Genomic DNA, 14,047 nt, shown 5'->3' on the forward strand with positions numbered 1-14,047 from the left:
AGAGCGGACCCGATCAGCACCACGACGAACGACAACCCCGGCGCGCCGATCACCGCAGCCAGAGGCAGCAGCGGCCCGTCGGATTGACCGAATGCGATGCGGCCCCAAGGGAAGCCGCCGAACGGGACCCGAGATCGTGCCGCTTCCATCGCCACCCAGGCGCTCGCCACCCAGACCGGCGCCCACGGCAGTCGGGACATCCGATCCGCTACCGCACCGAACAGTGCCACGAAGAGTGCTTGAACGACGGACAGCGCCAGCCACGGCACCGATCCGACGTACTCCCCCACCCACGGCAGCAGAGGCACGAAGAACGCCGAGCCGGCGACGAAGCCGTAGCCGGCCCCCGCACGCGCCCCTCGCCCGCGCACAGCCAACAGCAGCATTGCAAGTGCTACCGGAGCGAGAAACCACAGATCGATGGGCGGGAATGTGGCATACAACATCAGCCCGGATGAGGCGGCGGCGAGGAGCCGGATCCACGCGCGGACTCCGTTGCTGCCGGTCACCCACCGCGCCCGGCTCGGGTCGTAGACGAGAGGTCGAGGCCCGGGCTCGATGCCGGGAGCCGATCTCATGACGGCACGCGCGTGCAGCCGGTACCGGAGGAGCCTCTGCCGTTCATCAACTACTATGGTGCATAGTATTTTATGTGATGGCAACTCTGCGGCGGTGACCGATCCCCTTCCGTCGACACCCAGCACCTGTCCGAGATACACACCCGAGAACGAGGATCCGTGAACCGCTCGCCCACCACGTCTCCCACGCGGCTGCGTGCTTACGCAGTGACTCTCGTGCTGACATTGGTCGCTACCGCGCTGACCGTCGACTACTGGGCGCAAGAAGCATTGGTCGGCTCTCCGATCCCACTACCGATCCTCGAATTGCGGCTCGCCTTCAACCGCGGAATGGCCTTCAGTCTGGGCAATTCGCTGCCCCTATGGGTGATCGTGTCGGTCACGGCGACGATCACCGCCGGGGTCGCGGCCTACGGATGGCACAGCGCTCGGCACGGGGAGCAGTGGACCACGGTGGCGCTGGCGTTGATCCTCGCCGGCGCGCTGTCCAACGTTCTGGACCGGCTTGTCGACGGTGCGGTCACGGACTACTTTCACACCGGTTGGTGGCCGACATTCAACCTCGCCGACATCTACATCACCTGCGGGGTGGTGCTGATGATCGGGGCGGCACTGGCACGCGAGAGGGCACAAGGGTTGCCCCTCTGCCCGCAGTGCCCGACAGCGCCGGATCGTGAACGTGCATGAGATATCTCGGCGTTCGAATCGAATGCCCTGCAGTGCACATACATTCGCGACAGGACAATCATGCTGATCCGCTCGAACAGTGAGGGTGATCGACACCGGAACTGCTCGAAACATAGTCGACTACAACCACCGACACGCGATCGTCGCCTCTCGCTCACCGAGGCGTACCGAGGGGAGCCTGCTGTATGAGCGAGGACATCCCGGCGCTACCGCGCCGTATTTTTCTCGCTACGAGCTGCGCTACAGCGTGCCTGACTGCCGCCGGATGCAGCGTCGGCGAAGCCCCGTCCGGTGAGGACACCGCTTCCGACGGTCCCGTCACCTTGTCGGTGAACGATGTTCCTGTCGGCGGTGGAATCGTGCTCGCCGACCGGCAGGTCGTCGTCACCCAACCGGAACCCGGTATCTTCCGGGCCTTCTCGGCTATCTGTTCTCACCGAGGGTGCACAGTGAACCGAGTTCGCAACGGCACGATCGAGTGCCCCTGCCACAACAGTGCGTTCTCGATCACCGACGGGGCGGTCATGCGCAGCCCCGCCACCGAGCCACTGCCGAACCGTGCCGTGACCAGAACCGTCGATACCCTCACCGTCGACTGATCCATCACCGGGCGCGAACATGCGAGGTGGACGGGTTCGGGGTGAACGGTCTCGACCGGGCCGATGTGCGGCACTCGAGGACCCACTCTGTGCCCCCACCCGACGGGTGCCGGTTCGGTACATCGCTGCCGTGTCGACGACAGCACAGCGTGCCGATCGCGCACCGGGTCGAGACCTGCCTACCAATTGACCTCTCGGCACCGGCCTTCGCCTTCCCGGGGTTCGACCTGCACAGTGGCGTGTTCGAGACCGAACTCGTTGCGGAGAACCTGCTGCGCTGCAGCGAGCACCCGCGGTGTCTCGGCCTCCGGGGCGACCGTCAGATGCGCCGACGCGACCTCCATCCCCGACGTCAGTGTCCATATGTGCAGATCGTGCACCTCTTCGACATCGTCGACATCGGTCAGGGCCCTTTCCACGGCGGCGACATCGATGCCCGCCGGAGCATGTTGCAGCAGAATTCGTACGGCGTGACGGCCCAGGTTGAACGCGCGTGGCAGGACGAACACGCCGATGGCGACCGCGATGACCGGGTCGGCGTACCGCCACCCGAACAGGACGGTGACCAGTCCGCTGACCAGTACGCCGATCGAGCCGAGCATGTCCGCCATCACCTCGAGATACGCACCCCGAACATTGAGGCTGTCCTTGGCGCCGCTGCGCAGCAGGACGAACGCGATGAGGTTCATCACGAGCCCGAGGGTGGCCACCGCCATCACCGGGACGCCGGGGACCTCGGGCGGATTCGTGATGCGTTGCGCGGCTTCGTAGAGAATCCAACCGGCCACACCGAACAGCAGAAGTGCATTGAACAATGCGGCGAACACCTCGGCTCGGTAGAGCCCGAACGTGCGGGCAGCCTTGGTCGATCGTCGCTGTGCGAGTGTGATCGCCACGATCGCCATCAGCACCCCGAACACGTCGGTGAACACGTGTGCGGAATCGGAGAGCAACGCCAGCGACGAGGTGGACAGGCCGACGACGACCTGCGTCACCAGGGTGACCGCCCCCAGACCGACAGCGATCCACAGTCGCCCGAGGTGCTTACCGGACGCGCTGGCCGGTGAACCCGGCTCTATCCCGTGGCCATGTCCGTGCCCCATCGTTGCTCCTTCGTCGTGTCAGATCCGCAGAACGACAACATATTGCGATATGCGCATACATGCAAGTGTTGAAGGATCATCCGGCGGTGGCTGCCCGGACTCGTACAACTATCATTCGTAGTAGTTCATTGTCGGCGCAGGTCGGACTGCCTCGCGCCCATGCCGGAAACACGATCCACCGGGAAGAGGCGCACACCATGGCCACCGAAGCGGCCCATTCGACCCGCGGCGCAGTGGATCGACGCTCCGGATCGCAGGTGATGGTGCTGTGCGCAGCGATTGCCGCGGTGGTCGCTGCACTGCTCGCAGCGATGTCGACGTCGCAAGCGCTCGTGCTGTTGGGTCTGCCCGATCCGGGCCCGATCACCACGTACGGGATCCCGGCACTGACCGCGATCGGCGAGGTGGCTGCCGTCGTGGCGGCGGGGTCGCTGCTCCTCGCGGCATTTCTCGTTCCGCCTCAGAGGTCGGGTGTGCTCGACATCGACGGGTACGTAGCCGTCCGCACCGCGGCGAAGGCCTCCGCAGTGTGGGCGGTGTGCGCGGCGGCGTTGGTGCCGCTGACACTCTCGGACGCCTCGGGTCAACCTGTCGGATCCGTTGCAGCGCAACCGGTGCAGTTCCTCGGTGCGATCGGCGATGTCGAGGCCTCCACTGCATGGGCCATCACCTCTGCGGTCGCGGCGATCACCGCCGCAGCATGCGCGGCGGTGTTGCGGCATCGATGGACCCCCGCCTTGTTCGCCCTGTCGATGCTCGCGTTGATCCCGCGCGCGGTCACCGGCCACTCCTCGACCGGCGGCAATCACGACATCGCGACGAACTCGTTGATCCTGCACATCCTCGCTGCCGCGCTGTGGGTGGGCGGACTCCTCGCACTTCTCGCTCATGCGCTGCGCGGAGGTGGGCACCTTGCCGTCGCGACCCGCCGCTACTCGACGCTCGCTCTGGTCGCGTTCGTGATCATGGCGGTCTCCGGAGTGGTCAACGCTGCCGTGCGAGTGCCCGTGACGTCGCTGTGGGATTCGACGTACGGCGCTCTGATACTGGCGAAGATCGCAGCTCTGGCGATCGTGGGGACCCTCGGGTGGATACAGCGACGACGAACGGTCCGCGCTCTGGCTCACGACCCCGCGAGGCGCAGATCCCTGATCACGTTGTCGATGATCGAGACCCTCGTTCTCGTCACCACCGTGGGCCTGGCGGTCGCACTGGGCCGCACTCCCCCGCCCCCGCCGCAGGACACCTCGCTGCCCCAGGCGCACGAAGAGGCCTTGGGCTACGTGTTGGACGGCCCGCCCACCGCTGCGCGGTTGGCGTTCGAGTGGCGTTTCGACCTGGTGTTCGGCTCCGCGGCGGTGATCGCGGCCGTCCTGTATCTGGTGGCCGTGCGGCGCCGTCGGCGGGCAGGCCTGTCATGGCGGCGGCGGTGGACAGCGAGCTGGTTGGCGGGTACTGCGGTGCTGCTCGTGGCGACCTCGTCCGGGGTCGGGTTCTACAGCCCGGCGATGTTCAGCGTGCACATGGCGGGACTGACCGCGGTCGCCGTCGCCGTGCCGTTGCTGTTGGTCCTCGGCCGACCGGCAACCTTGTTCGCCTCGGTCCTGCCGACCGCGTCGGCCGCCGAAGCACCGGGCTCGCGCGAATGGCTCCGGGCTGCATGGCAGAGCCGAGCAGCCCGGATCGCGATACACCCGTGGGTCAGCACCACGGTGTTCCTGAGCAGCTTCTACCTGCTCTACCCCGGCGGACTGTTCGACACCGTCGCCGACTCGCATGTGGCACACATGGTGATGAAGGGCTGGTTCCTGACCGTCGGGATGGTGATGTTCTGGGGCACGGTCGGCGAAGACCCGGTACCGAGACCGATCGCGGGACTGACGAAGTTGCTCGCGAGTATCACCGCATTGGCCGGGTTCGCATTCTTCCTCGTCGTGACGATCGATCTCGAGACCGCGCTCGGAGCGAGCTTCTACAGCGGACTGCGTCTGGACTGGAACGCAGACCTGCTGGCCGACCAGCGGCGCGGCGGCACTCTGGCGTGGGGCATCGGGGAGTTGCCGTTGCTCGCTGCCGCGGTTCTCGCCGCGGTCCGGTGGTCGGCGGCCGACGAGAGCGCGGCACGGCAACGAGACCGCCGAGTCGACGATCAAGGTGATACCGAACTCGAGGCGTACAACACCATGCTCGGTGGCCTGTCCTCTCGGCGCGATCACCCCTGATACCCGAAACGCCCAGCCCTGTTCCGGTGCGGATGTCGTAGCCCGGCGGGATGTCGTAGCCCGGCGGGATGTCGTAGCCCGGCGGGATGTCCTCCGAGGACCGTGACCAGCGGTACGGACGAATCCGGGTCGAGTGGGATGGAAAAACTATGCTCGATAGTAGTAACCTGTGGCCTGACCGTCACCATTTCGTTATCTCGAGCGAGGCCACGGCCTCGTAGCCACCAAGGATTGTGATCTTGGCCCGACACCGCACACCCGATCCGATCGACGACGACTACGCAGCGCCGGCACCCGGCGTCGCGGTCTCGATGCCCGTCGGCAACAGGCCGACGGCGCTCATCGATCACCCCCGTCATCGACACGCCGGGTTCGCACCCTCGCGTTTCGTGACCGAGTCGCCCGCCGAGACCGTGTACTCCGACAATCGGTCGCAGGACGAGCACACGCCTTCGGCGCAGACGCCCGCACCGGATGTACCCGCTCACGCGGTCAGCGCCGCCTGGGACACCGCGGCCGCGGACACTGCCGCGTCGATGTGGGTGCACGTGGCCGGTCCGGACGAGACGACACACGGCGACGGTGGCCGCGATGTAGTGCAGGCCGTGTCGCGACGTGCTCGCCGCGGACTTCATCGCCGCCGGGTGCCGAAGCCGGGTGGCCGCGCCATCGCTGCGTCGGTCGCGGTCGGTGCCTTTCTGTCCGCGGCAGCGACGTCTCCGAACACCGGGTCGCAGGACAGTGTGGCGCTCAGCGCTGCGAGTATCGATAGCCCTCCCGCCGGCGTCCTGCCGCCGAGCCCGGTCGTCGCCTCACCCCCGCAGGTGTTGCAAATGCCCGATCTCGATGTCGGCCGGCTCGCGCAGCGCATGACCGAGCAACTCGCCGAGGGGGGAGTTCGGGCGGCGGAGCGCGCCGCACGCGATGCCGAGGCGCGGCGCCCGCTCTCGGTGGTGCCGGTGTCGGGCACATTGACCTCCAGTTCTGGGCCGCGTTGGGGGACAACGCATTACGGACTCGACATCGCCAATACGATCGGGACGCCGATCGTATCGGTGACCGACGGTGAGGTCATCGAAGCAGGGCCGGCGCAAGGGTTCGGCCTGTGGGTGCGTATTCGTCAGGACGACGGCACGATCGGGGTGTACGGCCACATAGACCAGGCGCTCGTCACCGCCGGTCAACGCGTGAAAGCCGGCGAGCTCATTGCTACGGTAGGCAACCGAGGCCAATCCACCGGACCCCACCTGCATTACGAAGTGTGGCAACCCGACGGTGCCAAGTCCGACCCGACGGCGTGGCTGTCGGCACGCGGAGTCGATATCACCTGACACGACGAGGAAAGAAGAACTGGCGATGAAAAGGCTCGGTGATCTCGAAGCGGAGGTGATGAACGTGCTCTGGCAATGTGATCGACCGCAGTCGGTCCACGACCTGCGTGAACGCATGGCCGACAGAAACCCCGCCTACACCACGATCCTGACCGTCGTGACCCATCTCCACGAGAAGGGGTGGGTCGAGCGGACCAAGCAGTCACGCGCCTATCTCTACTCGCCCGTGCAATCTCGGGCCGAGGCCACCTCGCAAGCGCTGCGCGAAATCCTCGACACCAGCACCGACTCGGCCGCCGTGCTGATGCATTTCGCGAAAACCGTCACCGACGACGAACTGGACGCCCTGCGGGGGAACCTGCCGGACGCGAACCGGTGATCGTCGCACTGGCATTACTCCTCGCCGCGACCCTGGTGGCCGTTGCCATGCCGCCGCTGCTGACCTCACTCACCCGCACCGTCGGCCCCTCTCTCGCCTTGACCGCTTGGATCGGCAGCATCGCCGGGGTGCTGTTTCTCGTGGGATCCGCGGTGGCGGTGTTGCTCTGGCCCGGCCATGCGCCGGCCGAGGGCATGGTCGAACTCGCCGTCCGCTGCCTGGGCTCGCTGCAACACGCGGCCCAGCCGTGGATCGGGGAAGCGGTCGCCGGGGCATCGGTCGTCCTCGCGGCGTCGGCATCGGCGCGCGTCCTGCGCTCGACTCGCCGTCAGCTTCGAGCGCGGTCCAAAGTCCGCGACTATCACCGCGATGTCATCGCCGTCGTGGCGCGCACGGACCCCGGACCCGAACCGATCATGTGGCTCGACCACCCACTCCCGCTGGCCTACAGCATCGACGGTCGCCCCGGCTACGTCGTGGCCACCGAAGGCCTGCTCGCCCATCTCGATCCCGAACAACAGCGAGCAGTGATCGCACACGAACGTGCCCACCTGCGCGGGCGCCATCACCGCATCGTCAACATCTGCGAGATCCTGGCCAAAGCGCTTCCTCGCGTTCCCCTCTTCGCCGCGGCACCCGCGGCGGTACGGGTCCTGGTCGAGGTCGCAGCCGACCGGTCCGCGGCCGCAGTCACCAGCGCCGACACTGTACGTTCGGCATTGTCGACGGTCTCGCAGGCGCATTCTGCGCGGCCACTGTGGGCACTGGGCCTGATCGGGGACTCGACCACCGAGCGGTTGCATCACCTCGACACGAGCGCGCAAACACCGAGCCGAACCCGAGCGGGCGCTTATGCTGCCGCCGCCGTGCTGCCCCTCGTCGTGCCGGCCGTGTTGGCCGTCGTCTCGCTCAGCGCGGTCTCCGCCGCAGCGTGCGCGGTCCTGCTGATCTGAACAACCCCAAATACTATGCTGCATAGTATTTGGGTTACGCTGGCGGACGCGTCCTGTAATTCGCGTGCGACACGAAGGTGGTTCCATGATGGCGCTGACATCTCCTCCGGCTGCGCCGGCGGTTCGCCCCTATCCACCCCGCGGGGCCCGCAAGGGGTCGTTCCTGCACACGATGGTCACCACCACCGATCCGAAGGTCATCGGACTGATGTACTTGGTGACCTCGTTCGGGTTCTTTCTCGTCGGTGGCCTGATGGCGTTGATCATGCGCTCCGAGCTCGCGGTCCCGGGAATGCAGTTCCTCTCCAACGAGCAGTACAACCAGCTCTTCACCATGCACGGCACGATCATGCTGCTGCTCTACGCCACCCCGATCGTCTTCGGCTTCGGCAACTACATCCTGCCGCTGCAGATCGGCGCACCCGATGTCGCCTTCCCCCGGCTCAATGCCTTCTCCTACTGGCTGTACCTGTTCGGCGCACTGGTCACCACCGCAGGTTTCATCAGCCCCGGCGGTGCCGCAGACTTCGGCTGGACCGCGTACACCCCGTTGAGCAGCGCCGTCTACTCCCCCGGTATCGGATCCGACCTGTGGATCGTGGGCCTGCTCGTCGCCGGCCTGGGCACCATCCTGGGCGGGGTCAACATGGTCACCACCGTGGTGTGCCTGCGCGCACCGGGAATGACGATGTTCCGGCTACCGATCTTCACCTGGAACATCCTGGTGACCTCGATCTTGATCCTGCTGGCGTTCCCACTGCTGACCGCAGCACTGATGGGCCTGCTCGCCGACCGTAAACTCGGCACCCACATCTTCGATCCCGCCAACGGCGGAGCGTTGCTCTGGCAGCACCTGTTCTGGTTCTTCGGACACCCCGAGGTCTACATCATCGCGCTACCGTTCTTCGGAATCGTCTCGGAGATCTTCCCGGTCTTCTCCCGCAAACCCATCTTCGGGTACAAGGGGTTGATCTACGCCACCGTCGGCATCGCCGCCCTGTCCATCGCGGTGTGGGCGCACCACATGTACGCCACCGGTGCCGTGCTGCTGCCGTTCTTCTCGTTCATGACCTTCCTCATCGCCGTGCCGACCGGGGTGAAGATCTTCAACTGGATCGGCACCATGTGGCGCGGCCAGGTCACCCTCGAATCCCCCATGCTCTTCTCCATCGGATTCCTGATCACGTTCGTCTTCGGTGGACTGTCCGGAGTGCTCCTGGCGAGCCCGCCCATCGACTTCAACGTCACCGACACCTACTTCGTCGTCGCGCACTTCCACTACGTCGTGTTCGGAACGGTCGTGTTCGCGACCTACGCCGGCATCTACTTCTGGTTCCCCAAGATGACCGGCCGCATGCTCGACGAACGACTGGGCAAGTGGCACTTCTGGCTGACGTTCCTCGGCTTCCACGCCACCTTCCTCGTCCAGCACTGGCTCGGCGCCCAAGGAATGCCGCGCCGCTACGCCGACTACCTCCCGTCCGACGGATTCACCACCCTCAACCAGATCTCGACCGTGGGATCGTTCGTCCTCGGGGCCTCGACGCTGCCGTTCATCTGGAACGTGTTCAAGAGCTACCGCTACGGCGAAGTGGTCACCGTCGACGACCCCTGGGGCTTCGGTAACTCCCTCGAGTGGGCGACCAGTTGCCCACCCCCGCGGCACAATTTCATCGAGATGCCCCGGATCCGCTCCGAGCGGCCGGCGTTCGAGCTGCACTATCCGCACATGGTCGAACGCATCCGCGCCGAGCAGCACGTCGGTGGCCCGCACTCGGATTCGATCGCGCCCTCGGAAGTGATCACCGAAGCGATTGCCGGACCGGACGTATCGAAACGGCCGGACGTCGACAAGTAACACGGTCGACCGACCCCCGTAGGCTCACACCCCCTTACTACTAGTGCGCATAGTAGTAAGGAGAATCAGTACGACCAGAGGAGAACCGAACGTGAAACGATGGATGCTGGTCGCCGTGCTCATGTGCGGCACAGCACTGTTCTCCGCGGCCCCGGCATCGGCGCACAGTGAACTCGTCAGCTCCGACCCCCCGGCCGATGTGACGCTCGAGTTCGCACCGATCGGCGTCGGCCTCAAGTTCAATCAGGACATCAACGAATCGTTCGCGACCATCAGCGTGGTAGGTCCTGGCGATACTCAGTGGACGCAGGGTACGGCCACGGTCGAGGGCCCCGACGTATCGGTCCTGCTCGAGGACGGCCTACCCAACGGGCAGTACACCGTCGGCTACCGCGTCACCTCCGCGGACGGGCACCCGATCACCGGGTCGTACGGCTTTTCGGTCGACGTCGCGGAGACCGCCACCCGCCCGGACGCTGCTGCACAGCAATCGCAGGGCGGTGCGACCTCGCCGGCTCCCTCGACCACGCCGACGCAGGCCTACGATCCGAACAACCCGTCCGCCAGCGAGGACCGGCCACCGAAACAGAACACCATGATGCTGCTCTCCATCGTGGGCCTGACTGTCCTCGGTCTCGCTGCCATCGCCCTGACGTTGGTGATCCGAGGCAAGGACAAGCAATGACAGGGGCCCGATGAACATCGCCGCCGTAACTCCCCCGGAAGGCCCGCCGACCCTGGCAGCGTTGCTGAGCTTCGATCTTCCGCCGCTCCCGATCCTGCCGATCGCCGGCATCGTCATGGCCGGACTGTACTGCTGGGGGCTCTACCGGATCCGCGGCCGGGGTATCGCATGGTCACGGTGGCGGAGTGCGAGTTTTCTGCTCGGCTGCGCGGCGCTGGTCCTGGTGACCGGACTGCAGGTCGAACGCTACGGATACAGCCTGTTCAGCGTCTTCATGTTCCAGCATCTGACGTTGTCGATGACCATCCCACCGTTGTTGGTGGTGGGTTCGCCCGGACGACTTCTGTTGCGTGCCACCGCTCATCACGGAGCCGGGCGGTGGGTACTGATCGCGGCGCTGACGGGGTTGCGTAGCCGCGCCGGGCGCATCGCACTACATCCAGGTCTGACGATCCCGTTGTTCCTCTTCAGCTATTACGGGCTGTATCTGTCGTCGATCTTCGATGTTCTCGCCATCACAGTCATCGGGCACGTATCGATGGAGATCTTCTTCTTCGCCAGCGGGCTGCTGTTCATCATCCCTGTGCTCGCCGTCGGCCCCCTCCCCGTTCGGCAGAGCAATCTGGGCCGGTTGTTCGACCTGTTCGTCGAGATGCCGTTGCATGTGTTCTTCGGTGTCATCCTGATGATGTCGAGCACCCCCATGCTCGCCACGTTCGCCTCCCCTCCCCCGCAGTGGGGTGTCGATCCGGTATCCGATCAGAAGCTCGCCGGGGCGCTTGCGTGGTCCTACGGTGAGCCGGTGGCCCTGCTGGTGGTGCTCATCTTCTGCATTCGGTGGAACCGGGACGAAAAGGAGGAATCGGCTGCCGCGGACCGGCACGCCGAAGAAGACGGGTACAGCGAACTCAACGCCTACAACGACTTTCTGAAAAAGATCGGTAGCGAGACCAGTCAACGGACCTGAGCTGTCGCGGCCGTCCCGCGCTCGGGGACTGCCGCGAGCTCATCGCCTGATCGCGCTTACTGGCAAGGGCCTGATCGGGCGCATTCATCGCGCACGTGTGCCCACCCCGATTCTGGCTCCACGCTCACCGAGCCAGGCTTGCGGATCGACCTTCTGTCCCGCGGGAGAAGTCGCCTCGAAATGCAGATGCGGACCCGTCGAGTTACCGCGGTTCCCGACCTCTGCAATCCGATCGCCCTTACGGACGCGCTGACCCACCGTGACCGAATTTCCGTTGTTGTGCCCGTAGTGACGGCGCTCATCGAAATTCCCCACTGACGCTCACTGAAATTCCCCACCCGTGTGGCACCGCCAACGAGGGCGGGTCTCCCCGGATGCTGATGGTCTCTGACCACACACCAGCTACCCGAAGGAGACCCGCTCCTCATGCTTACACGGGAGGAAGACGTGGAAATACACGCCCTGCATCAACGAGGCTGGAAAATCGCCGACATCGCGAGACACACCGGCCGCGACCGCAAGACCATCCGGTCCTACCTCAACGGGACCACCACCCCTGGAGTGCGTAAACGCAGCACACCGGACCCCTTCGGGGTGTTCCTGGCCTACGTCACCGCACGCCTGATCGACGACCCGCACCTGTGGGTCCGCACGTTGTGCGACGAGCTCGAAGACCTCGGATATGCGATGTCGTATCAAACGCTGCACCGCAAGATCCGCGAGCTGAAGCTCCGCCCGATCTGCCAAGCGTGCCTGACCGCCACCGAAAGACCGAACGCGGTGATCGATCACCCGCCCGGTGAAGAGACACAGTGGGATTGGGTCGATCTACCGAACCCGCCCGACTCCTGGGGGTGGGGTGCGATGGCGCATCTGTTCGTCGGAACCTTGGCCTGCTCGGGCAAATGGCGCGGGGTCCTCGCACCCAACATGACCCAACCGCACGTCGTGGACGGACTCGACCGCATCTGTCGAGGTCTCGGCGGCGTCAGCCGCGTGTGGCGGTTCGATCGGATGGCCACGGTCTGCCATCCGGAGTCGGGCCGGGTCACGGCCAGTTTCGCCGGCATCGCGAAACACTACGGTGTCTCCGTCGCGATCTGCCCACCCCGCCGCGGCAACCGCAAAGGCGCGGTGGAGAAGTCCAATCACACTGCCGCGCAGCGGTGGTGGCGCACACTCGCCGACGATCTGAGCGTCGAGCAAGCCCAAGCAAGCCTCGACCGGTTCTGCAGTATGCGCGGCGACACCCGGCTGCGGCCCACCAAAGACGGGAAGGCGTCGGTCGCGACGATCGCCACCGCCGAAGGGTTGCATCCGATGCCGGTGGCTGCGTATCCGGCGATCCTGACTACCGACCGGGTCGTCTCTCGCCAAGCACTGGTGTCCTATCGCGGCAACCGCTACTCGGTGCCACCCGAACTCGCCTGTGCCGCAGTGACAGTGACGCACGTTCTGGGCGCTGATGTCATCGACATCGTCACCACCTCCGGTATCACCATCGCCCGACACCGGCTGGCTGCCGATGGCACCGGGGCGATGGTCCGCGATCACGGCCACATCTACGCCCTCGAACAAGTAGCGATGGCGGGTGCGAACACCGGTCGCCCGCACCGCCGCAAAGAACGGATCCCACCCGGACCCGACGCCCTCGCCGCAGCGAACACACTCCGAACTGTCACCGGCACAACACGTCCCGAATCCGGCGATGCTTCCGAATGTGTTAGTGCTGCAACAGAATCCGGCACCGAAGGTGCGATCGTCTACGACCTGTCGGTCTACGAACGGGCCGCACACGGAAGGAACACCCTCTGATGGCCGACAAGAAAACAAACGACCGGATGCCTGCACCGAACACGGCCGAAGCAGCCAGTCTCTACCAGCGCCTACGGGGCCATCTCGCGGTCCTCAAACTCCACGACGCAGCCGAAGCATTGCCTTCGGTCCTCGACCAAGCAGCAGCGGAGGAACTGTCGATGACCGCGGCGTTGGACCGGTTGCTTTCGCTCGAAGTCGAGGCCACCGAAGCACGCCGGTTGACCGGACGCTTGCGGTTCGCGTGCCTACCGACACCAGCGTCGCTCGAGGACTTCGACTACGACGCCGCAGCCGGTGTCGACCGCAAGCTCATCGACGAGCTCGCGACCTGCCGATACTTGGAGACGGCGACGAATGTGCTGCTCATCGGCCCACCCGGGGTCGGGAAAACGCATCTGTCGGTCGGGCTCGCGAGAGCTGCGGCGCATGCCGGCTATCGAACATATTTCACCACCGCTGCTGATCTCGCTGCCCGATGCCATCGAGCTGCGTTGGAGGGTCGGTGGGCTACGACGATGCGGTTCTATGCCGGCCCGACGCTGCTGGTGATCGACGAACTCGGCTACCTTCAGTTGCCCGGTGAGGCAGCGTCGGCGCTGTTTCAGGTTGTCTCGCAACGGTATATGAAGACCAGCATCGTCATGACGACCAACCGCGGTGTCGGGTCTTGGGGTGAAGTGCTCGGTGACAACACTGTCGCAGCGGCCATGCTCGACCGGCTCCTGCATCGCTCCGTCGTGCTCAACCTCGACGGCGATTCCTACCGATTAAGGGACCACAACGCGAGATCGGAGAAGCTCCGCAAAGCCACCACCGGAACCCGCCAACCACTACAGTGAAACCCGCTCACGAGTGGGGAATTTCGGT

13 protein-coding genes and 1 pseudogene are annotated in these 14,047 nt (G+C 65.5%); 11 read left to right on the plus strand and 3 right to left on the minus strand.

Translation table 11 applies throughout. The annotated features are described in order from the left end of the window. A pseudogene (locus MTX34_RS24255) lies at positions 1–578 on the minus strand (apolipoprotein N-acyltransferase); the annotation flags it as partial. A gap of 159 nt (positions 579–737) precedes the next feature. Between MTX34_RS24255 and lspA the strand changes: the two are divergent. Next, on the plus strand, positions 738–1,265 hold the full coding sequence (gene lspA, locus MTX34_RS24260; protein ID WP_052061206.1) for a signal peptidase II: 528 nt from the start codon (positions 738–740) through the stop codon (positions 1,263–1,265). Positions 1,266–1,450: 185 nt separating this feature from the next. Next, on the plus strand, positions 1,451–1,864 hold the full coding sequence (locus MTX34_RS24265) for a Rieske (2Fe-2S) protein (RefSeq protein ID WP_008720941.1): 414 nt from the start codon (positions 1,451–1,453) through the stop codon (positions 1,862–1,864). 179 nt (positions 1,865–2,043) lie between these two features. Here MTX34_RS24265 and MTX34_RS24270 read toward each other — a convergent pair whose 3' ends face one another. Then, positions 2,044–2,967 carry a cation diffusion facilitator family transporter gene (locus tag MTX34_RS24270; RefSeq protein WP_008720942.1) on the minus strand — a complete coding sequence of 308 codons (924 nt, stop codon included), beginning with the start codon at positions 2,965–2,967 and terminating at the stop codon, positions 2,044–2,046. A 197-nt stretch (positions 2,968–3,164) separates the two neighbouring features. On the opposite strand from MTX34_RS24270, the gene MTX34_RS24275 reads away from it, so the two are divergent. The 7 genes from MTX34_RS24275 (at position 3,165) to MTX34_RS24305 (ending at position 11,362) form a co-directional block, all read left to right on the plus strand. After that, positions 3,165–5,189 (plus strand): cytochrome c oxidase assembly protein, encoded by a 2,025-nt coding sequence (locus MTX34_RS24275; RefSeq protein WP_032373357.1) that lies wholly within the window; start codon positions 3,165–3,167, stop codon positions 5,187–5,189. A gap of 536 nt (positions 5,190–5,725) precedes the next feature. Then, complete coding sequence (locus MTX34_RS24280) at positions 5,726–6,520, plus strand: M23 family metallopeptidase (RefSeq protein WP_080733228.1); 795 nt, start codon at positions 5,726–5,728, stop codon at positions 6,518–6,520. A gap of 25 nt (positions 6,521–6,545) precedes the next feature. Beyond that, positions 6,546–6,899, plus strand: coding sequence for a BlaI/MecI/CopY family transcriptional regulator (locus MTX34_RS24285; protein WP_027494220.1), 354 nt, complete (start codon positions 6,546–6,548; stop codon positions 6,897–6,899). Then, on the plus strand, positions 6,896–7,852 hold the full coding sequence (locus tag MTX34_RS24290) for a M56 family metallopeptidase (RefSeq protein WP_008720986.1): 957 nt from the start codon (positions 6,896–6,898) through the stop codon (positions 7,850–7,852). The genes MTX34_RS24285 and MTX34_RS24290 overlap by 4 nt, the downstream gene beginning before the upstream one ends. Before the next feature lie 85 nt (positions 7,853–7,937). Beyond that, entirely contained in the window at positions 7,938–9,710 is a 1,773-nt protein-coding gene (ctaD, locus tag MTX34_RS24295) for a cytochrome c oxidase subunit I (protein WP_243611094.1), read from the plus strand. A gap of 91 nt (positions 9,711–9,801) precedes the next feature. Further along, the gene (locus MTX34_RS24300; protein ID WP_008720475.1) at positions 9,802–10,395 is read left to right on the plus strand and encodes a copper resistance CopC family protein; all 594 of its coding nucleotides are present in this window, start codon (positions 9,802–9,804) and stop codon (positions 10,393–10,395) included. A gap of 10 nt (positions 10,396–10,405) precedes the next feature. After that, a complete protein-coding gene (locus MTX34_RS24305; RefSeq protein WP_008720478.1) occupies positions 10,406–11,362 on the plus strand; it encodes a cytochrome c oxidase assembly protein in 957 nt (318 codons plus the stop codon). A gap of 84 nt (positions 11,363–11,446) precedes the next feature. On the opposite strand, the gene MTX34_RS24310 is transcribed toward MTX34_RS24305, so the two are convergent. Beyond that, positions 11,447–11,677, minus strand: a complete 231-nt coding sequence (locus MTX34_RS24310; RefSeq protein ID WP_308198564.1) for a M23 family metallopeptidase — start codon at positions 11,675–11,677, stop codon at positions 11,447–11,449. 111 nt (positions 11,678–11,788) lie between these two features. Between MTX34_RS24310 and MTX34_RS24315 the strand changes: the two genes are divergently transcribed. After that, positions 11,789–13,177, plus strand: coding sequence for an IS21 family transposase (locus tag MTX34_RS24315; RefSeq protein WP_243611095.1), 1,389 nt, complete (start codon positions 11,789–11,791; stop codon positions 13,175–13,177). Continuing rightward, positions 13,177–14,019 (plus strand): IS21-like element helper ATPase IstB, encoded by an 843-nt coding sequence (istB, locus tag MTX34_RS24320; RefSeq protein ID WP_243611096.1) that lies wholly within the window; start codon positions 13,177–13,179, stop codon positions 14,017–14,019. The genes MTX34_RS24315 and istB overlap by 1 nt, the downstream gene beginning before the upstream one ends. The last annotated feature ends 28 nt before the right edge of the window (positions 14,020–14,047 follow it).

It is taken from the genome of Rhodococcus sp. ARC_M5 (assembly GCF_022810405.1).
GTDB classification, from domain to species: Bacteria; Actinomycetota; Actinomycetes; order Mycobacteriales; family Mycobacteriaceae; genus Rhodococcoides; species Rhodococcoides navarretei.